Genomic DNA, 19504 nt, shown 5'->3' on the forward strand with positions numbered 1-19504 from the left:
CTTCGCTCACAGAGCGGACGACGCGACTCGAACGCGCGACATCCACCTTGGCAAGGTGGTGCTCTACCAACTGAGCTACGTCCGCAAGCAGTGCACTGCCGGAGCAGTACGTGCATCACTCTACCCGATCCACCGGAGTGGTCGGAAAGTCATGCAGAGCGGGTGACAGGAATCGCACACTGCGCCTTCCCTCTGGAAGAGGGATGTTCTGCTACTGAACTACACCCGCACGACCTCGGAGGCTCTGACCTGCGGCCTCGCCCCTCGGCGTGATCCACACATTAGCCGATGGGAGGGGGTGGATGGCAAATCGGCCCTCAGTGGGCCGCGTTGTAGGCCTCGTAGATCTTCTTGGGGATGCGGCCCCGCGGCGGCACGTCGTGCTGGTTGGACCGGGCCCAGGCGCGGACGACCGCCGGGTCGGGGGCGACGGAGGTGTGCTTGAAGGCCTTCCCCGAGCGGGACTGGCGGCGGCCGGCGGCCACGAACGGCTCCAGGCTCTTCCGCAGTTTCTTTGCGTTGGCGACATTGAGGTCGATCTCGTAGGACTTCCCGTCCAGGGCGAACATGACCGTTTCCGCCGCTTCTCCGCCATCGATGTCGTCGGAGAGCGTGACCACTACGCGCTGCGCCACGGATATCGGTCCCTTCGTGCGACGCCGCCAGCTGCTGACGTGCGGCGATGTCGCCTGTTCGGATGTTTTGGGGCAATGCAACTTTCGTCCGGAATCCCGGTTGATTCCTTTGTACCTCGATTCCCATTGCATTGCGAAGCTCAGTTAATTCTCTCCGCGTGTCCCGCCGCAATGCCGGGTGCGTGGTTTTCCTGCGGATTTTGCGAAGCGTTGGTGAAGCCGAAACTGCCCGGTGATCAAGGCCGTCCGATATCTACCCGCGTAGAAATTTCGGCCGGGTACGCTGAAGGAACCGCCTTGCACCAACCACCTCATCGGGAGTGCCAGTGGCACGCGTCGTAGTCGACGTCATGCTCAAGCCGGAGATCCTCGACCCCCAGGGCCAGGCGGTGCAGCGTGCACTGCCGCGCCTGGGCTTCGAGGGGATCGCCGACGTCCGTCAGGGGAAGCGCTTCGAACTGGAAGTGGAGGGACCGGTCGACCAGGCCGCCCTCGATCGCATCCACAAGATGGCCGAAACGTTCCTCGCCAACACCGTCATCGAAGACTTCACCGTGAAGGTCGAGGCCTGACGGTGACCACTCGCATCGGTGTCGTCACGTTCCCCGGAACGCTCGACGACCGTGACTCGCTGCGCGCCGTCCGCCTCGCCGGGGCAGAGCCCGTCTCGCTGTGGCACCGCGACAAGGACCTGCACCAGGTCGACGCGGTCGTCCTCGCGGGCGGCTTCTCCTACGGGGACTACCTGCGCGCCGGAGCCATCTCCCGCTTCTCGCCGGTGATGGAGACCATCATCGAGCAGGCCCGGGGCGGCATGCCCGTCCTCGGCATCTGCAACGGCTTCCAGGTCCTCACCGAGGCCCACCTGCTGCCGGGGGCGATGCTCCGCAACAACCACCTGCACTTCATCTGCCGCGACCAGAAGCTGCGGGTGGAGACCGCGGAGACCGCGTGGACCAGCGACTACACCGCCGGCCAGGAGATCTCCGTACCGCTCAAGAACATGGACGGCCGGTACGTCGCCGACGAGCGCACGCTCGACGAACTGGAGGCCGAGGGCCGAGTGGCCTTCCGGTACCTGGACATGAACCCGAACGGGTCGCTCCGCGACATCGCCGGCATCACCAACGCCCAGGGCAACGTCGTCGGCCTCATGCCGCACCCCGAGCACGCGGTCGAACCGCTGATCGGCACCGGCGGCACCGACGGCCTCCCGTTCTTCACGTCGGTCCTGAAGAAGCTGGTCAGCGCATGAGCCTCGACACCGTCAAGAACGCCACCGAAACCCCGGACGCCTCCCAGCCGTGGAAGGAGCTCGGCCTCAAGGAGGACGAGTACGCCCGGATCCGGGAGATCCTCGGCCGCCGCCCGACCGGCGCCGAGCTCGCCATGTACTCGGTCATGTGGTCCGAGCACTGCTCGTACAAGAGCAGCAAGGTCCACCTGAAGCAGTTCGGCGAGAAGGCCCCCCAGAACGACGCCATGCTCGTCGGCATCGGCGAGAACGCCGGCGTCGTCGACGTCGGCCAGGGCTACGCGGTCACCTTCAAGGTCGAGTCGCACAACCACCCGAGCTACATCGAGCCCTACCAGGGCGCGGCCACCGGCATCGGCGGCATCGTCCGCGACATCCTCGCCATGGGCGCCCGCCCCGTCGCCGTCGTCGACCCGCTGCGCTTCGGCGCGGCCGACCACCCCGACACCAAGCGCGTCCTGCCGGGCGTCGTCGCGGGCATCGGCGGCTACGGCAACTGCCTGGGCCTGCCCAACATCGGCGGCGAGGTCGTCTTCGACGCCTGCTACCAGGGCAACCCGCTCGTCAACGCCGGCTGCATCGGCGTCATGAAGCACGAGGACATCCACCTCGCCCAGGCCTCCGGCCCCGGCAACAAGGTGATCCTCTACGGCGCCCGCACCGGCGGCGACGGCATCGGCGGCGTGTCCGTGCTGGCCTCGGAGACCTTCGACGACAGCAAGCCCGCCAAGCGCCCCGCCGTCCAGGTCGGCGACCCCTTCCAGGAGAAGCTCCTCATCGAGTGCACCCTGGAGATCTTCAAGGAGAAGCTGGTCGCGGGCATCCAGGACCTCGGCGGCGCCGGCCTGTCCTGCGCCACCTCCGAGCTGGCCTCCGCCGGCTCCGGCGGCATGCGCGTCGAGCTCGACACCGTCCCGCTGCGCGACGCGACGCTCTCGCCCGAGGAGATCCTCATGAGCGAGTCGCAGGAGCGCATGTGCGCGATCGTCGAGCCGCAGCACGTCGACCGCTTCATGGAGATCTGCGAGAAGTGGGACGTCATCGCCACCGTCATCGGTGAGGTGACCGAGGGCGAGCGCCTGGAGATCTTCTGGCACGGCGAGCAGATCGTGGACGTGCCCCCGGGCACCGTCGCCCACGAGGGCCCGGTCTACAACCGCCCGTACGCCCGCCCCGACTGGCAGGACGCGCTCCAGGCCGACGACGCGGGCAAGCTGCCCCGCCCGCAGACCTCCGAGGAACTGCGCGCACAGGTCCTGGCGCTGGTCTCCTCCCCGAACCAGGCCTCCAAGTCCTGGGTCACCGACCAGTACGACCGCTTCGTGCAGGGCAACACCGTCCTGGCGCAGCCCGAGGACGCGGGCATGGTCCGCATCGACGAGGAGTCCAACCTCGGCGTCGCCATGGCCACCGACGGCAACGGCCGCTACGCCAAGCTCGACCCGTACACGGGCGCGCAGCTGGCCCTGGCCGAGGCGTACCGCAACGTCGCCGCGACCGGTGCCAAGCCCCTGGCGATCTCCGACTGCCTGAACTTCGGCTCCCCCGAGGACCCGGGCGTCATGTGGCAGTTCGCCGAGGCCACCCGCGGCCTCGCGGACGGCTGCCTGGAGCTGGGCACCCCGGTGACCGGCGGCAACGTCTCGCTCTACAACCAGACCGGCGACGTCGCGATCCACCCGACCCCGGTCGTGGCCGTGCTCGGCGTGATCGACGACGTCAACCGCCGTACGCCGATGGCGTTCGCGGAGGCCGGCCAGCTGCTGTACCTGCTCGGCGACACCGCCGAGGAGTTCGGCGGCTCCGCCTGGTCGCAGGTCGTCCACGACCACCTCGGCGGCCTGCCGCCGAAGGTGGACCTGGGCCGCGAGAAGCTGCTCGCCGAGATCCTGATCTCCGCCTCCCGCGACGGCATGATCGACGCCGCGCACGACCTGTCCGACGGCGGCGTCATCCAGGCGCTCACCGAGTCCTGCCTCAAGGGCGGCAACGGCGCGCGCGTCGTGGTCCCCGAGGGCCTGGACGCCTTCACGTTCCTCTTCTCCGAGTCCGCGGGCCGCGCCATCGTGGCCGTCCCGCGCAGCGAGGAGCTCCGCTTCACCGACATGTGCGGTGCGCGCGGCCTGCCGGTCGCCCGTATCGGCGTGGTGGACGGCGACGAGATCGAGATCCAGGGCGAGTTCAGCCTGTCCCTGGCCGAGCTCCGCGAGGCCCACGAGGCGACGATCCCGGCCCTGCTGGCCTGATCGACGCCACGCACGGCGAGAACACGACCGGGGCCCCGCACGCAGTCCGCGTGCGGAGCCCCGGCCGTGCCGCCTGCCCCGCTGCTCGGCGGCTGTTCGGGCGGTGCGCGGGCGGCGCCGGATCGGGCAGACTCCCGGCATGGCACCCAAGACCCGCAAGTACGACGACGCCAAGATCAGGGCGGCCGTGATCGCACAGTTCGGCCATGTCGGACGGGCCGTGGGGCAGTTGGAGCCCGAGCAGCTGCAGCGGCCCAGCGGGCTCGGGGACTGGACCGTCGCCGACCTCGCCGCGCACATCGCGTGGATCGCCGACTCGCTGGCCGCGGGCCTGGCGCGGCCGCCCGCCGCCGTCTCCGAGCTGACGGCCGTCGAATGGCCCTTCGCCACCGCCTCCCTCGCCGGGAAGATCTCCGAGGCGACCCGGGAGACCCTGGCCGGCGCGCCCCTGCCCGCGCTCTACGACCGGGCGGCCGCCGCTCTGGCCCGGGAGCTCGCGGCGAACCGGGGCGGGCGTGTGCTCCAGCTGTGGATCGGGGACATGACCCTGGCCGACTTCCTGGTCACCAGAACGGTGGAGCTGGTGGTCCACACCGACGACCTGAACCGGGCCGCGGGACTGGACATCCCGATCGAGCGGCAGGCGCTGGCCGCCTGCACCCGGCTGCTCGCCGACGCCCTGGCCCTGCGGGCCCCCGGCGGGTCGGTCGAGGTACGGATCCCGCCCTTCGCGGTGGTCCAGTGCATCGAGGGCCCACGCCACACCCGCGGCACGCCGCCCAACGTGGTGGAGACCGACCCGCTGACCTGGATCCGGCTCGCGACGGGCCGTACCTCGTGGGACGCGGCGCTCGACGGGGGCCGGGTGCGGGCCGGCGGCGAACGGGCCGACCTGTCGGCGCTGCTCCCCCTGATGAGCTGAGCGGGGGCCGCAGCCGTGGGGGAACCGATCGCCCGGGGTGTTCGTCCCAGGGGCATGCTCACCCTTCGGCACGTCCCCGTCCCCGCAGGGCTGGCCCTCGTCCTCGCGCTCGCCGCGGCCGGTTGCGGCCAGGCCGGTGAGGGCGCCGGCGCGGTGCTGCCCGACCCGGTGGGCCGCTGGTCCGTGGAGTCCCTGACCACGGGCGGGCGCACCCTGCACGCCCCGGAAACAGCCCGTCTGGACATCGGCGAGAACCGGGCCGACGGCAACTACGGTTGCAACCGCTTCACGGCGGCCCTCTCCTTCGCCGGCACCTCCGCGGTGACGGTCACGCCCGGCGACACGACCGCCATGGCCTGCGCGGACATGGAGTTCGAGACGGCCTTCGCCAAGCTGTTCAGCGGCAGGCTCACCATCGACCGGGGGCCGGACCGGCTCACCCTGAAGACCGCCGACGGGAGCACGATCGCGATGACCTCCGAACCCGTCGTCCCGGACGCTCCGCTGACCGCGGTCGAGTGGACCGTGCAGTCCCTGATCAGCGGCGGGTCTGTGTCCTCGCTGCCCGCGGGGGCCGCCGGCACGGCCCGGTTCACCATCGCCGCCGACCTGTCGGTGAGCGGGAGCCTCGGCTGCAACCGGTTCAGCGCCCAGGCCACCCGGGACGGCGACCGGCTGACCTTCGGGCCGCTCACCACCACGCGGATGGCGTGCGACGGCCCGGCGGGCGAGGTCGAGCGGAAGCTGACCGAAGTGTTCGCGAGCGGACCCCTCGTCCACGGCATCCAGGGTCGTCTGCTGACCCTCACCGCCGCGGACGGCAACGGCCTGATCGCGGAGGCGCCGTCCGACGCCGAATAGCCGCTGCGGCCCGTCGGCGGGCCTCTGAGGCGGTACTCCGGCCCAGCCGGACCTCGTACGAACGCACAAGGCCCTGTCAGGCGGGACCGGCGGGCCCTCATGTAACGGATTGCCTTCCAGCGCCCGGCCCGAACCGACCTGCCGACGCTCCGGGAGGGTGACGGTCCGGTCACTGAGAGGCCCCGCGCACCCGGTACGGACCGAGAGGCCTTCGTAGGAATCGACAGGGCGCTCCGGCGCCGGCGCGCAGGCGCCCCGTCACCCTCTGTGCTGTGACATTTCCCGGCCGTCCCCAATTCGGACCAGTGGTCGATCTCGCCTACACTCGGGAGCGTGCCTCGTGGTGATGGACGACTCAACCACGACCTGCTCCCCGGCGAAAAGGGCCCCCAGGACGCTTGCGGCGTCTTCGGTGTCTGGGCTCCGGGTGAAGAGGTCGCCAAGCTCACCTACTTCGGACTGTATGCGCTACAGCACCGTGGACAGGAGTCCGCGGGAATCGCTGTGAGCAACGGTTCCCAGATCCTCGTCTTCAAGGACATGGGACTCGTTTCCCAGGTCTTCGACGAAACCTCCCTCGGTTCGCTCCAAGGTCATATCGCGGTCGGTCACGCCCGCTATTCGACCACCGGCGCGTCCGTGTGGGAGAACGCGCAGCCCACTTTCCGCGCGACCGCCCACGGCTCCCTGGCCCTGGGTCACAACGGCAACCTGGTGAACACCGCCGAGCTCGCCGAGATGGTCGCCGACCTCCCCCGTCAGGACGGCCGTGCCACCCAGGTGGCCGCCACCAACGACACCGACCTGGTCACGGCCCTGCTGGCCGGCCAGGTGGACGACGACGGCAAGCCCCTGACCATCGAGGAGTCGGCCGCCAAGGTCCTCCCGAAGGTCAAGGGAGCCTTCTCGCTCGTCTTCATGGACGAGGGAACCCTCTACACCGCCCGTGACCCGCAGGGCATCCGCCCGCTGGTCCTCGGCCGCCTGGAGCGCGGCTGGGTGGTGGCGAGTGAGACCGCCGCCCTCGACATCTGCGGCGCAAGCTTCGTCCGCGAGGTCGAGCCGGGCGAGCTCATCGCGATCGACGAGAACGGCCTGCGCACCTCCCGATTCGCGGAAGCGAAGCCCAAGGGCTGTGTCTTCGAGTACGTCTACCTGGCGCGCCCGGACACCGACATCGCCGGCCGGAACGTCTACCTCTCGCGTGTCGAGATGGGCCGGCGCCTGGCCAAGGAAGCCCCGGTCGAAGCCGACCTGGTGATAGCGACGCCGGAATCCGGTACGCCCGCCGCGGTCGGATACGCCGAGGCCAGCGGGATTCCGTACGGCTCGGGCCTGGTCAAGAACGCCTACGTGGGCCGGACCTTCATCCAGCCGTCGCAGACGATCCGCCAGCTCGGCATCCGCCTGAAGCTCAACCCCCTCAAGGAAGTCATCCGGGGCAAGCGCCTGGTGGTCGTGGACGACTCGATCGTCCGCGGCAACACCCAGCGCGCGCTGGTCAAGATGCTTCGCGAGGCCGGCGCGGCCGAGGTCCACATCCGGATCTCCTCGCCGCCGGTGAAGTGGCCGTGCTTCTTCGGCATCGACTTCGCCACCCGGGCCGAGCTCATCGCCAACGGCATGACGGTCGACGAGATCGCCACGTCGCTGGGCGCGGACTCCCTCTCGTACATCTCGATCGACGCGATGATCGAGGCGACGACGATCCAGAAGCCCAACCTCTGTCGTGCCTGCTTCGACGGCGAGTACCCGATGGACCTGCCCGACCCGCAGCTCCTCGGCAAGCAGCTCCTGGAGACCGAGCTGGCCGGCGGCGCGGACGCCGCCGACGCGCTCCGTCGCCCGTAAGTCCCCGGCTCGACCTGCGCGGGGCCCTGTCTTTCAGGCTTTTCCCAGGGCCCCGCACCAACCGCAGTAACGACACGAAAGCTCTCTCCTGTCATGACAGAGAAGACCACCGGTGCCAGCTACGCAGCCGCGGGCGTCGACATCGAAGCGGGAGACCGCGCCGTCGAGCTGATGAAGGAGTGGGTGAAGAAGACGCAGCGCCCCGAGGTCCTCGGCGGCCTCGGCGGCTTCGCCGGCCTCTTCGACGCCTCCGCCCTCAAGCGGTACGAGCGCCCCCTGCTGGCCTCCGCCACCGACGGGGTCGGCACCAAGGTGGACATCGCCCGCCAGCTGGGCGTGTACGACACCATCGGCCACGACCTGGTCGCGATGGTCATGGACGACATCGTCGTCTGCGGCGCCGAGCCGCTCTTCATGACCGACTACATCTGCGTCGGCAAGGTGCACCCCGAGCGTGTCGCCGCCATCGTCAAGGGCATCGCCGAGGGCTGTGTCCTCGCCGGCTGCGCCCTCGTGGGCGGCGAGACCGCCGAGCACCCCGGCCTGCTGGGTCCGGACGACTTCGACGTGGCGGGAGCCGGAACGGGTGTCGTCGAGTACGACCGCCTGCTGGGCGCGGATCGCATCCGTACGGGGGACGCCGTCATCGCGATGGCATCCTCCGGCCTTCACTCGAACGGGTACTCGCTGGTCCGCCACGTCCTCTTCGACCGCGCCGGCATGTCGCTCGACCGCCATGTGGAGGAGCTCGGCCGGACCCTCGGCGAGGAACTGCTCGAACCCACCAAGATCTACTCGCTGGACTGCATGGCGCTCACCCGTACGGCCGAGGTGCACGCCTACTCGCACATCACCGGCGGAGGCCTCGCGGCCAACCTGGCCCGGGTCATCCCGGACCACCTGCACGCCACCGTCGACCGGTCGACCTGGACCCCCGGCGCGATCTTCGACCTGGTCGGCAAGGCCGGGCAGGTGGAGCAGCTGGAGCTGGAGAAGACCCTGAACATGGGCGTCGGCATGATGGCCGTGGTCCCGCAGGAGTCGGTGGACGTGGCACTGACCGCGCTGGCCGACCGGGGCGTCGACGCCTGGGTCGCGGGCGAGATCCTGGACCGCGGCGACCACACCGAGGGTGCGACCCTCACCGGCTCCTACGCGAGCTGAGCAGCACTGAAACCCGGCCCGGGGCTATGCCCTGGACCGGGTTTCAGTCTTTGTCGTGTCGAGCAGACGCCTCTGGGCGTCAAGCGCCGCGACGCTGTGTCGACGGACCGGACTCGTCGTCCTCGTCGTCGTCATCGCTGTTGTAGAGATCCGCGTACCTGGCGTACGGGTCGTCGTCGTCATCCAACTCGTCATCGACTTCGACCGGCTCGCTGATCTGCAGCGGCTCTGTCGGCGATGCGCCCAGCTCATTGGCCAGACGCGAGAGGTCAGTCCCGCCGCTGTTGTACTTCAGCTGGCGGGCGACCTTTGTCTGCTTGGCCTTGGCCCGGCCGCGCCCCATGGCTCGACCCCCTCGGTGACGGGGCTCGACGGCCCCAGAGTCTGACACGCGTTCATGGTTCGGAGCGGGCTCTCCGTGAAGAGACCGTCCGTAGGGGTTTAACGGTACCTGCTTCCGCGGCCATACGGTACGCCGCCCACATGACGCGCCCCGGTGCAGAACCAGCAAGGCGCCCCGTCCTCGCTGGTCAGCTGCGATTTTAACCCTTTCCCGGGGAGCGACCCGCCGAAGTGCAGTGAGTTCCGTCTCGCCGCACCCCGGCGGGTCCCGTGAGAGGCCCCTAGGAGGCCGTCACCGAGAGGGTCCGGCGGCCGTCCGCCATGCGCTGCTCGGCGATCCGGTCGGCCGCGGCGGCCGGCGGGATGCCGTCGGCCTTCGCACGAGCGAAGATCTCCAGCGTGGTGTCGAAGATCTTCGTGGCCTGCACCTTGCACCGGTCGAAGTCGAAGCCGTGCAGCTCGTCGGCGACCTGGATGACCCCGCCCGCGTTGACCACGTAGTCCGGGGCGTAGAGGATGCCGCGGTCCGCGAGGTCCTTCTCGATGCCCTGGTGGGCGAGCTGGTTGTTGGCCGCTCCGCACACGATCGCGGCGGTGAGGGCCGGGACCGTGTCGTCGTTCAGGGCGCCGCCGAGCGCGCACGGGGCGTAGATGTCCAGGCCCTCGACGCGGATCAGGGCATCCGTGTCGGCGACCGCGGTGACCTTGCCCGGGTGCTTGTCGAGGATGCGCTGCACCGACTCCTGGCGGACGTCGGTGATGACGACCTCGGCGCCGTCCTCCAGCAGGTGCTCCACCAGGTAGTGGCCGACCTTGCCGACGCCCGCGACGCCGACCTTGCGGCCGCGCAGCGTCGGGTCGCCCCACAGGTGCTGCGCGCTGGCGCGCATGCCCTGGAAGACGCCGTAGGCGGTGAGCACCGAGGAGTCGCCGGCGCCGCCGTTCTCGGGGGAGCGGCCGGTGGCCCAGCGGGTCTCACGGGCGACGACGTCCATGTCGGCGACGAAGGTGCCGACGTCGCAGGCGGTCACGTACCGGCCGCCGAGGGACTCGACGAACCGGCCGTAGGCCTCCAGGAGTTCCTCGGTCTTGATGACGTCGGGGTCACCGATGATCACGGCCTTGCCGCCGCCGAGGCCGAGGCCGGCCATGGCGTTCTTGTAGGACATGCCGCGCGAGAGGTTGAGCGCGTCGCGCACGGCCTCCTCGTCCGAGGCGTAGGCGTGGAAACGCGTACCACCGAGGGCGGGGCCCAGGGCGGTGGAGTGGATCGCGATGACGGCTTTCAGGCCGGTGGCTCGGTCCTGGCACAGCACGACTTGCTCGTGGCCGCCCTGCTCCGTGCGGAACAGGGTGTGCAGGACGCCGTCGGTCATTTCGGTCACGGTGGTGACTCCCATGGAAGAGATGCGGCGGGAAGACGCCCCCCTGCGGGTGGGGGAGGGCGTGCTGGGAGCAGCGTAAGACCTGTAGGCCGGACGGGGGTGATCTGTCCGGGGATCGAAACACTCCTGGAGTACGGCGGGGCCCGGGCGGGTGGCGGTCGGCCCGGAGGTGAAGGGGACGCCTGAAGGGGGGAGTACGAGAGGGTGACCGAATCCCCGGATCCCCTGCTGCCGTCCGCCCGCTCCGCGCCGGCCGTCCCGTACGCCTCCTACCTGCGCGTCTACGAACCCCTGGCCGCCTTCGCGGAGCCGGAGCGCATGCACTGGGCGCAGTACGCCCGGCGCGGGGCGGCGCCGACGGCCCAGGACGAGCTGCGCCGGTCGCTGGCGGACCTGGTGCGGGTCCCCCTGGTGGGGGTGCCGGCGCAGGAGAGCGCCGACGCGTTCACCGCGCGGGTCGACGGGGTGCTGCTGGTCTGTCCGTGGCGCACCCGGCTGCGCGGGTGGCTGGCCCTGGAGGAGCTGGTCGACCAGTTCCCGCGCCCGGTGCTGGACGCCGCGCTCCCGCCGCCGGCCCGTCGGCGGGCGGCCGAGGAGTACGAGCGCTGGCGCGAGCGGAACCCGGACGCGCGCCCGTGGATCCGTACGGGGGTGTGGCAGATCCCGCTGCGCTGGTTCGTACTGGTGGCGGACGAGGAGCGGGAGTACGTGCCGGGGGAGCTGCTGCGCTACCGGACGCAGATGGTGCAGGCGCGCCGGCGGCTCGCCCGGGCCCTGCGGACGCTGCGCGACGCCGAGGGGTACGGGATGCTCGCCGAGGGGCTGGTGGAGGTGGGGAGCTGGCTGGAGGAGTTCCATCCGCGGTCGATGGTCGAGCTGGACTACGGCGGGCTGGTGCACGCCCTGCCCCCGGACCGGCTGGCGGCCGACCGCTCGGCGGGGGATCTGGCGGCGGGCATCGCGGCCCTGCGGGCGGGGGACGCCGAGGGCGCGGCGGGCGCGTACTCGGGGCTGGCGGAGCGTTGGAGGGCGGTCCGGGAGCGGCTTTTCGCGAATTAGGCCGAAAGTCACCGGTGTGGCTGGTTTCACCATTTGTGAGTCCGTACGTACCGTGGCGTATCGGTCGTTCGGGCAAAACTGGCTGATCAGAGGCCTGATCATGGCATTCGGGACGTAGTGCCAGGACCTACGTCCCGATACGGGCCATTGGCCCAAGGGTGACGGACCGCACTAACCACACCCTTGCGCCCTTCCCCTACCCTCGTGCCAAAATAGGACAAGGAGTCCGGGGAGGGTTCCTTCCGCCCAACTAAGGGCGGAATGCTCGGCATTGCACTCTACGGGGGGTCTGAGGACTCCTGATCGCTCTGTGACTGATCGTCACAGTGGGGTGACTGTCCGTTATGGGACGGTCCATCGGGCTTCCGCCGCTGATGAACACCTCGGAGGGCAATTCCGTCGGTTTGGCCGTCGAGGCTGGACGGATGGTGTAGTTGTAGTGCCGAGGACAAGCCGTTCGTCCTATAACCGACTCGGCCCGCGTATGTCCATTTCGGGCAACGCGGGCCAAGGTGCAGAATTTAGAGGAAAGAACCGAGATGGTTCGGTTCTCCCGAGGAGGCCGCTCATGACCGCTCGCACCCCTGATGCCGAGCCGCTGCTGACCCCGGCTGAGGTTGCCACGATGTTCCGCGTGGACCCGAAGACGGTCACCCGTTGGGCCAAGGCTGGCAAGCTCACGTCCATCCGCACCCTGGGTGGGCACCGCCGGTACCGCGAGGCCGAGGTCCGCGCACTGCTGGCGGGAATTCCGCAGCAGCGCAGCGAGGCCTGAGGTCGCGTAAACACCCCGCTTTAAACGGGTCTGTGTCGGGTCCCCCAATCCGACGAGAACCCACATGGCTTCAAACGGCCCGGCCTGCCCCAACAGGTTCTCGGGTCGTTCGATCGCGCTGGACTCCGCCGGGTCCAGCGCGATCTTTTTTATGCCCAGGTCAGGGGGAGTGCCGGAAGCCGGCGAGGGCCTCATCAAGGTAGGTACCATTGCACATATTAAATCGAGCCCGCGTATGGATGCGATAAAAGTGTGACTCCGAAAAACTCATGCGGTGACACCCGTCACAGATGATCACTCTTGTATATCCGGCAATGCACCCCGTAATGGGGAAGTGGCTCGCGGTGGGCGTCATGCGAACGGGGGATTCTCGCCAGGGCGCGGCAGAGGGCGCCCAAGAGGTCCACTCAAACGCCGCCGGAGCCCGCACGGCGGCCCGGTCACCGGAGTGGCGGCGAGGAAGGCGCGGAGGGGAACGACCGCCGGTGCGCGGGCCACAGGGGCGGCGTCCGGGCGTTCGGGCAGTTGGGGCGGCGGGCGGCCGGCAGCCGGGCGGTGGCAGCCCCAACCCGGGCCGGGCGGGCACGCCCGTCAACGCGTCAGGGCCCGTATCCGCTGGGGGATACGGGCCCTGATGTCGTTGCGATCCTGACGGGACTTGAACCCGCGACCTCCACCTTGACAGGGTGGCGAGCTAACCAACTGCTCCACAGGACCTTGATTCGCGGCCGCTCTGCGGCGGCTGCGAATCAGACTGTACAGCAGCTCAGGGGGTGCGGTCGAACCGATCAGGGGGCCGCCGCGTCCACCGCCTTCACGATCCGCTTGTCGGAGATCGGGTACGCCGTGCCGAGCGCGTGCGCGAAGTAGCTGACGCGCAGCTCCTCGATCATCCAGCGGATGTCGGTGACGGCGGCGGGAACGGGCCGCCCCTTCGGCAGCTGCTCCAGCAGCCAGGCGTACTCGTCCTGCATCTCGTGGACCTTCTCCATGCGCGTCGTGTCGCGCTGGACGCCCGTGGGCATCTGCTGGAGCCGCCGGTCCGCCGCCACCAGGTAGCGCATCAGGTCCGGCAGCCTGCGCAGCCCGGTGAGCGTCACGAAGCCGGCCGGAACCAGCGCCGCCAGCTGCGTCCTGACGTCCTGGATGTTCGCGACCAGGGCGAGGCTGGAGGTGGCCTTCAGCCGCCGCTCACAGGCCTGCCAGGCGGCCAGCACCTGCTGCACCTGGTTCACCGCGCGGACGGTCGCGTCCACCAGGTCCGCGCGGACCGCCTCGTAGAGCTTGCGGAAGCCCGCCTCGTCCCACGCCGGGCCGCCGTGGTCGGCGATGAGCTTGTCGGCCGCCGCCGTCGCACAGTCGTCGAACAGCGCCTGGATCGAACCGTGCGGGTTCCTGGAGAGGGCGAGCTTCTGCTGGTTGGTGAGGTGGTCCGAGGCGAACTTCGCCGGGTTCACCGGGATGTTCAGCAGGATGAGCCGGCGGGTGCCGAGCCACATCGCCTGCTGCTGCTCCGCCTCGGTGTCGAAGAGCCGTACCGAGACGGTCGCGCCCTCGTCCACCAGCGCCGGGTACGCCTTGACCGGCTGGCCGGCCCGCCGGGTCTCGAAGACCCTGGCCAGCGAGCCGATGGTCCAGTCGGTCAGCCCGGTGCGCTCCAGCGACTCCCCGCCCGCCCGCTCGGCGGTGGCGGCCGCGGCCTTGGAGAGGGCCTGGCGGGCCTTCGGCTTCAGCCTGAGCCGCAGGGCCTCCAGGTCCTTGTCCTCGGCGATCTTGCGGCGCCGCTCGTCAACGATCCGGAAGGTGATCTTCAGATGGTCGGGGATCCGGGTCAGGTCGAAGTCCTCGGCCGACACCGGCACCCCGACCATCCGCTGGAGCTCGCGCGCCAGGGTGACCGGCAGCGGCTCCTGCAGCGGCACGGCCGTGTCCAGGAAGCGGCCCGCGTAGTTCGGCGCGGGCACGTAGTGCCGGCGGATCGGCTTGGGCAGCGAGCGGATCAGCTCGGTGACGACCTCCTCGCGCAGGCCCGGGATCTGCCAGTCGAAGCCCTCGTCGGTGACCTGGTTCAGCACCTGCAGCGGGATGTGGACGGTCACGCCGTCCGCGTCCGCGCCCGGTTCGAACTGGTAGGTCACCCGGAACTTCAGCTGTCCCTGCCGCCAGGAGTCCGGGTAGTCCGCCTTGGTGACCCCGGCCGCCTTCTCCGTCAGCAGCATCTCCCGCTCGAAGTCGAGCAGTTCGGGCTCGTCGCGCTTCTTGTGCTTCCACCAGGAGTCGAAGTGCGCCCCGGACACCACGTGCTCGGGGATCTTCTGGTCGTAGAAGTCGAAGAGGGTCTCGTCGTCCACGACGATGTCGCGGCGCCGGGCCCGGTTCTCCAGCTCCTCCACCTCGGTGAGGAGCTTGCGGTTGTCGGCGTAGAACTTGTGGTGAGTGCGCCAGTCGCCCTCGACCAGCGCGTTGCGGATGAACAGCTCGCGCGAGACCTCGGGGTCGATCCGGCCGTAGTTGATCTTCCGCTGGGCGACGATCGGCACGCCGTACAGCGTGACCTTCTCGTACGCCATCACGGCCGCCTGGTCCTTCTCCCAGTGCGGCTCACTGTAGGTGCGCTTGACCAGGTGCTGCGCCAGCGGCTCCACCCACTCGGGCTCCACCTTGGCGTTCACTCGGGCCCACAGCCGCGAGGTCTCCACCAGCTCGGCCGACATCACGAACTTCGGCTGCTTCTTGAACAGCGACGAGCCCGGGAAGATCGCGAACTTGGCGCTGCGGGCCCCCAGGTACTCGTTCTTGTCGGTGTCCTTGAGGCCGATGTGCGAGAGCAGACCGGCCAGCAGGGAGACGTGGACGACCTGCTCGGGGGCGTCGGCCTCGTTGACGTGGATGCCCATGCTCTTGGCGACGGTGCGCAGCTGGGAGTAGATGTCCTGCCACTCGCGGATCCGCAGGAAGTTCAGGTACTCCTGCTTGCACATCCGGCGGAAGGAGGAGGAGCCCCGCTCCTTCTGCTGCTCGCGGACGTAGCGCCACATGTTCAGGAACGACAGGAAGTCGCTGGTCTCGTCCTTGAACCGGGCATGGTGCTGGTCGGCCTGGGTCTGCTTGTCCGAGGGCCGCTCGCGCGGGTCCTGGATGGACAGGGCCGCCGCGATGACCATGACCTCGCGGACGCAGTTGTTCTTGTCGGCCTCGATGACCATGCGGGCCAGCCGCGGGTCGACGGGCAGCTGGGACAGCTTGCGGCCCATCTGCGTCAGGCGCTTCTTCGGGTCCTTCTCCGCCGGGTCCAGCGCCCCGAGCTCCTGGAGGAGCTGTACGCCGTCGCGGATGTTGCGGTGGTCCGGCGGGTCGATGAAGGGGAACTTCTCGATCTCGCCGAGGCCGGCGGCGGTCATCTGCAGGATGACGGAGGCCAGGTTCGTGCGCAGGATCTCGGCGTCGGTGAACTCGGGACGGGCGTCGAAGTCGTCCTCGGAGTACAGCCGGATGCAGATGCCGTCGCTGGTACGGCCGCAGCGGCCCTTGCGCTGGTTGGCGCTGGCCTGGGAGATCCGCTCGATCGGCAGGCGCTGCACCTTGGTGCGGTGGCTGTAGCGGGAGATCCGGGCCGTGCCCGGATCGATCACGTACTTGATGCCGGGGACGGTGAGCGAGGTCTCGGCGACGTTCGTCGCGAGCACGATCCGGCGGCCGGTGTGCTGCTGGAACACCCGGTGCTGCTCTGCGTGCGAGAGGCGGGCGTAGAGGGGGAGGACCTCTGTGAAGCGGAGCTTTTTTTTGATGAGCGCGTCCGCGGTGTCGCGGATCTCGCGCTCGCCGGAGAGGAAGACCAGGATGTCGCCGGGGCCCTCGGCCTGGAGCTCGTCCACGGCGTCGCAGATCGCGGTGATCTGGTCGCGGTCGGAGTCCTCGGAATCCTCCTCCAGAAGCGGCCGGTAGCGGACCTCCACCGGGTACGTCCGCCCGCTGACCTCGACGATCGGGGCGTCGCCGAAGTGGCGGGAGAAGCGCTCGGGGTCGATGGTCGCGGAGGTGATGACGACCTTGAGGTCGGGCCGCTTGGGCAGCAGCGTCGCCAGGTAGCCGAGCAGGAAGTCGATGTTCAGGGACCGCTCGTGCGCCTCGTCGATGATGATCGTGTCGTAGGCGCGCAGCTCGCGGTCCGTCTGGATCTCGGCGAGCAGGATGCCGTCCGTCATCAGCTTCACGAAGGTGGCGTCCTGGTCCACCTGGTCGGTGAACCGGACCTTCCAGCCGACGGTCTGCCCGATCTCGGACTTCAGCTCCTCGGCGATGCGCTCCGCGACCGTGCGGGCGGCGATCCGCCGGGGCTGGGTGTGCCCGATCATGCCCCGGACGCCGCGGCCGAGCTCCATGCAGATCTTGGGGATCTGCGTGGTCTTGCCGGAGCCGGTCTCGCCCGCGACGATCACGACCTGGTGGTCGCGTATCGCCTCGGCGATCTCGTCCTTCTTCTGGCTGACGGGCAGGTTCTCGGGATACGTGACCTCCGGCATCCGCGAGGCGCGGCCGGCCAGTCGCTCGGCGGCCTTCGCGGCCTCCGCGGCGATCTCGTCGAGCACGGCCTGCTTGGCCTCGGGCTTGCGGATACGGCGGGCGCCTTCGAGGCGGCGGCCGAGGCGGTGCGCGTCACGGAGGGAGATCTCACCGAGAAGCGTCTGCAGGGCGGCGAAGGAAGTAGACATACCTGATCGAGGATCGCACCTGGACCCTCCGGGTGGCGAACGCATTTGTCGGGTGGACCCGTACCATTTCGGGACGAGTCCCTCGGCCGCACGAGTGAGAGGCAGCCCACCTTGTCCCGCCCCCGCCCCTTCGGCCGCGCCGTGCTCGCGGTGCTGGTGGCGGTCCTGGCGGTACTGCTGGGCGGGACGGCCCCCGCCGCTGCCGGAACGGTCCTGCCCGATGCCGCGCCGGCCGGCACCACCGGCCGGGCCCCGCTCCGCGCCGAGCCCGACGCGCCCGGCGCCGTGCCCGGCCGGTCCGAAGCGCCCCGGGCCGTGCCCGGCTCGCCCGACGCGCCCCGCGTCGGCCCCCTCGCGCGCGGCGGAGGGCCCTCCTGCGCGCCCGCGGCCCCCGACCACGGCGGGACGCCCGCCGTCCCGGCCCGGGCCGGGGGCGACCACGCCCAGGTCCCGCCGGGCCGCCCGGTGCCGCCGGTCGCCCGGCCGCACGCGGGCCTGCCCGTACGGGCGCCCGTACGCGGCCCCGACCGCCCGGCGCCCGGCCCGGTGGAGCTGTCCGTGATGCGGGTCTAGGGCCTGTATCGAGTTGCCCCGCGGCGTCGCGACGCCCGGCACGCCGCTCCTTGCTCCACGGGGCAACTCGACACAGACCCTAAGAGCAACCGGTCCACCTCCCCGGTCCGACTCACCACCCGTCTCGCTGGAGCACCCGCATGTCCTCTCCCAAGACCCGTACCAAGGCCGCATCCAAGTCATCGGCCAAGCCCCTCCTGATCTCCGCGGGGGTCGCCCTCGCCGCCGTCACCCTGGGCCTGGTCTCCTGGCAGGCCACCGCCCCCGCCGACCAGGACCGGGGCTCCACCGGCTCCGCGCCCGCCGCCGCGCCCCGGAGCGACACCTCCGCCGCGCTCAGGGCCCTGGCCCGCCGCGAGGCCGGCGACAAGCTCGCCGTCGGCCGCGCGGACGCACCCGTCGTGCTCATCGAGTACTCCGACTTCAAGTGCGGGTACTGCGGCAAGTTCGCCCGGGACACCGAGCCCGAGCTGGTGAGGAAGTACGTCGAGAACGGCACCCTGCGCATCGAGTGGCGCAACTTCCCCATCTTCGGCGCGGAGTCGGAGGCCGCCGCCCGGGCCGCCTGGGCCGCGGGGCAGCAGGACCGGTTCGCCGCCTTCCACTCGGCCGCGTACGCCGACGGCTCCAAGGAGAAGGGCTTCGCCGAACCGCGGCTCCTGGAGCTGGCCCGTGAGGCCGGTGTCCCCGACCTGGAGCGCTTCAAGGCCGACTCGGCCGGCGCGGAGGCCGCCGCGGCCCTGAAGAAGGACCAGGAGGAGGGCTACCGCATCGGTGTCACCTCCACCCCGTCCTTCCTGGTCAACGGCAAGCCGATCGCCGGAGCCCAGCCGCTCGGCGCCTTCACCGCCGCCATCGAGCAGGCGGCCGCGGCGGCGAAGCCGTGACCGACATCGGCTACCTGGCCGCCCTGCTGGGAGGCCTCCTCGCGCTGCTCAGCCCCTGCAGCGCCCTGCTCCTGCCGGCCTTCTTCGCGTACTCGATCGACTCCGCCTCACGCCTGCTGGCCCGCACCGGCATCTTCTACGCGGGCCTCGCGAGCACCCTCGTACCGCTGGGGGCGGCCGGCTCGTACGCCGGGCGGTTCTTCCACGGCAACCGCGACCAGCTCGTGCTGGCCGGCGGCTGGCTGATCATCGCGCTCGGCGCGGCGCAGATCCTGGGCCTGGGCTTCGCCTCGCGGCGGATCTCGGAGCTGTCGGGCAGGATCCGGCCGACCACCGCCCTGTCCGTCTACGCGCTCGGCGCGGTCTACGGGCTGGCCGGCTTCTGCGCCGGCCCGATCCTCGGCAGCGTCCTGACCGTGGCGGCCGTCAGCGGCAGCCCGGTCTACGGCGGCCTGCTGCTCGCCGTGTACGCGCTGGGGATGGCCGTGCCGCTCTTCGTGCTGGCCCTGCTGTGGGAGCGGTTCGAGCTGGGCCGGCGGCGCTGGCTCCGCGGCCGGGCCTTCCGCGCGGGCCGGTTCGAGCTGCACACCACCTCGCTGCTGTCCGGGCTGTTCTTCGTCACCCTGGGCGTGCTGTTCCTCGTCTACGACGGGGCCAGCGCACTGCCGGGGCTGCTGGACGTCGACGACTCCTTCGCGGTGGAGCAGCGGGTCCGGACGCTGGCCGGGGCGGTTCCGGACGGGGCGCTGCTCGCCCTGGTCGCCGTGGGGGCGGTGGTCTTCGGCGTCGTGCAGTGGCGCCGCCGCTCCCGCCCCGCGGGTGAGGCCGAGTAACGCG

At 70.3% G+C, this 19504-nt stretch carries 16 protein-coding genes and 3 tRNA genes; 12 read left to right on the plus strand and 7 right to left on the minus strand.

Annotated elements, in window-relative coordinates; all coding sequences use genetic code 11:
- Positions 1-12: 12 nt before the first annotated feature.
- The 3 genes from BSL84_RS18650 to BSL84_RS18660 form a co-directional block, all read right to left on the minus strand.
- Positions 13-85: transfer RNA gene (locus BSL84_RS18650), tRNA-Gly, on the minus strand.
- A gap of 72 nt (positions 86-157) precedes the next feature.
- A tRNA-Gly gene (locus BSL84_RS18655) sits at positions 158-229 on the minus strand.
- A gap of 88 nt (positions 230-317) precedes the next feature.
- On the minus strand, positions 318-635 hold the full coding sequence (locus BSL84_RS18660) for a histone-like nucleoid-structuring protein Lsr2 (RefSeq protein ID WP_030026152.1): 318 nt from the start codon (positions 633-635) through the stop codon (positions 318-320).
- 320 nt (positions 636-955) lie between these two features.
- On the opposite strand from BSL84_RS18660, the gene purS reads away from it, so the two are divergent.
- From purS to purM, 7 genes are all read left to right on the plus strand, one after another.
- Complete coding sequence (gene purS, locus BSL84_RS18665) at positions 956-1207, plus strand: phosphoribosylformylglycinamidine synthase subunit PurS (protein ID WP_008740952.1); 252 nt, start codon at positions 956-958, stop codon at positions 1205-1207.
- Between the two features lie 2 nt (positions 1208-1209).
- Entirely contained in the window at positions 1210-1890 is a 681-nt protein-coding gene (purQ, locus tag BSL84_RS18670; RefSeq protein WP_075970777.1) for a phosphoribosylformylglycinamidine synthase subunit PurQ, read from the plus strand.
- Positions 1887-4136 (plus strand): phosphoribosylformylglycinamidine synthase subunit PurL, encoded by a 2250-nt coding sequence (gene purL / locus BSL84_RS18675; RefSeq protein ID WP_075970778.1) that lies wholly within the window; start codon positions 1887-1889, stop codon positions 4134-4136. Before purQ ends, purL begins: the two co-directional genes overlap by 4 nt.
- Before the next feature lie 139 nt (positions 4137-4275).
- Complete coding sequence (locus BSL84_RS18680) at positions 4276-5058, plus strand: maleylpyruvate isomerase family mycothiol-dependent enzyme (RefSeq protein WP_075970779.1); 783 nt, start codon at positions 4276-4278, stop codon at positions 5056-5058.
- A gap of 54 nt (positions 5059-5112) precedes the next feature.
- Positions 5113-5919, plus strand: a complete 807-nt coding sequence (locus BSL84_RS18685; protein WP_045320694.1) for an META domain-containing protein — start codon at positions 5113-5115, stop codon at positions 5917-5919.
- A 333-nt stretch (positions 5920-6252) separates the two neighbouring features.
- A complete protein-coding gene (gene purF / locus BSL84_RS18690) occupies positions 6253-7770 on the plus strand; it encodes an amidophosphoribosyltransferase (protein WP_030026158.1) in 1518 nt (505 codons plus the stop codon).
- 93 nt (positions 7771-7863) lie between these two features.
- Positions 7864-8934, plus strand: coding sequence for a phosphoribosylformylglycinamidine cyclo-ligase (purM, locus tag BSL84_RS18695; RefSeq protein ID WP_030026159.1), 1071 nt, complete (start codon positions 7864-7866; stop codon positions 8932-8934).
- 79 nt (positions 8935-9013) lie between these two features.
- On the opposite strand, the gene BSL84_RS18700 is transcribed toward purM, so the two are convergent.
- A complete protein-coding gene (locus tag BSL84_RS18700) occupies positions 9014-9277 on the minus strand; it encodes a DUF3073 domain-containing protein (protein WP_030026161.1) in 264 nt (87 codons plus the stop codon).
- 280 nt (positions 9278-9557) lie between these two features.
- Positions 9558-10661: a Leu/Phe/Val dehydrogenase gene (locus BSL84_RS18705; RefSeq protein WP_030026163.1), complete on the minus strand. Its 1104-nt coding sequence runs from the start codon at positions 10659-10661 to the stop codon at positions 9558-9560.
- A 204-nt stretch (positions 10662-10865) separates the two neighbouring features.
- Here BSL84_RS18705 and BSL84_RS18710 point away from each other — a divergent pair, with 204 nt between their 5' ends.
- Together BSL84_RS18710 and bldC are read left to right on the plus strand one after the other, a co-directional pair.
- The gene (locus BSL84_RS18710; protein ID WP_234363481.1) at positions 10866-11720 is read left to right on the plus strand and encodes a hypothetical protein; all 855 of its coding nucleotides are present in this window, start codon (positions 10866-10868) and stop codon (positions 11718-11720) included.
- Positions 11721-12288: 568 nt separating this feature from the next.
- Positions 12289-12495 (plus strand): developmental transcriptional regulator BldC, encoded by a 207-nt coding sequence (gene bldC, locus BSL84_RS18715; protein ID WP_003949541.1) that lies wholly within the window; start codon positions 12289-12291, stop codon positions 12493-12495.
- A gap of 643 nt (positions 12496-13138) precedes the next feature.
- Here bldC and BSL84_RS18720 read toward each other — a convergent pair.
- A tRNA-Asp gene (locus tag BSL84_RS18720) sits at positions 13139-13212 on the minus strand.
- Between the two features lie 71 nt (positions 13213-13283).
- Positions 13284-17207 (minus strand): ATP-dependent RNA helicase HrpA, encoded by a 3924-nt coding sequence (gene hrpA / locus BSL84_RS18725; RefSeq protein WP_075970780.1) that lies wholly within the window; start codon positions 17205-17207, stop codon positions 13284-13286.
- A 111-nt stretch (positions 17208-17318) separates the two neighbouring features.
- Here hrpA and BSL84_RS18730 point away from each other — a divergent pair, with 111 nt between their 5' ends.
- The 3 genes from BSL84_RS18730 (at position 17319) to BSL84_RS18740 (ending at position 19500) form a co-directional block, all read left to right on the plus strand.
- Positions 17319-17780, plus strand: a complete 462-nt coding sequence (locus BSL84_RS18730) for a hypothetical protein (protein ID WP_075970781.1) — start codon at positions 17319-17321, stop codon at positions 17778-17780.
- A 140-nt stretch (positions 17781-17920) separates the two neighbouring features.
- Positions 17921-18667: a DsbA family protein gene (locus tag BSL84_RS18735; RefSeq protein ID WP_075970782.1), complete on the plus strand. Its 747-nt coding sequence runs from the start codon at positions 17921-17923 to the stop codon at positions 18665-18667.
- Positions 18664-19500 (plus strand): cytochrome c biogenesis CcdA family protein, encoded by an 837-nt coding sequence (locus tag BSL84_RS18740; protein WP_030031433.1) that lies wholly within the window; start codon positions 18664-18666, stop codon positions 19498-19500. The genes BSL84_RS18735 and BSL84_RS18740 overlap by 4 nt, the downstream gene beginning before the upstream one ends.
- Positions 19501-19504: the final 4 nt, after the last annotated feature.

Source organism: Streptomyces sp. TN58 (assembly GCF_001941845.1).
In the GTDB taxonomy this organism is placed as follows: Bacteria; Actinomycetota; Actinomycetes; order Streptomycetales; family Streptomycetaceae; genus Streptomyces.

Coding starts and splice junctions, on each gene's coding strand:
- purL (WP_075970778.1), top strand. CDS start 1,887: ATGAGCCTCGACACCGTCAAGAACGCCACCGAAACCCCGGACGCCTCC.
- BSL84_RS18680 (WP_075970779.1), top strand. CDS start 4,276: ATGGCACCCAAGACCCGCAAGTACGACGACGCCAAGATCAGGGCGGCC.
- BSL84_RS18685 (WP_045320694.1), top strand. CDS start 5,113: ATGCTCACCCTTCGGCACGTCCCCGTCCCCGCAGGGCTGGCCCTCGTC.
- purM (WP_030026159.1), top strand. CDS start 7,864: ATGACAGAGAAGACCACCGGTGCCAGCTACGCAGCCGCGGGCGTCGAC.
- BSL84_RS18700 (WP_030026161.1), bottom strand. CDS start 9,277: ATGGGGCGCGGCCGGGCCAAGGCCAAGCAGACAAAGGTCGCCCGCCAG.
- bldC (WP_003949541.1), top strand. CDS start 12,289: ATGACCGCTCGCACCCCTGATGCCGAGCCGCTGCTGACCCCGGCTGAG.
- hrpA (WP_075970780.1), bottom strand. CDS start 17,207: ATGTCTACTTCCTTCGCCGCCCTGCAGACGCTTCTCGGTGAGATCTCC.
- BSL84_RS18735 (WP_075970782.1), top strand. CDS start 17,921: ATGTCCTCTCCCAAGACCCGTACCAAGGCCGCATCCAAGTCATCGGCC.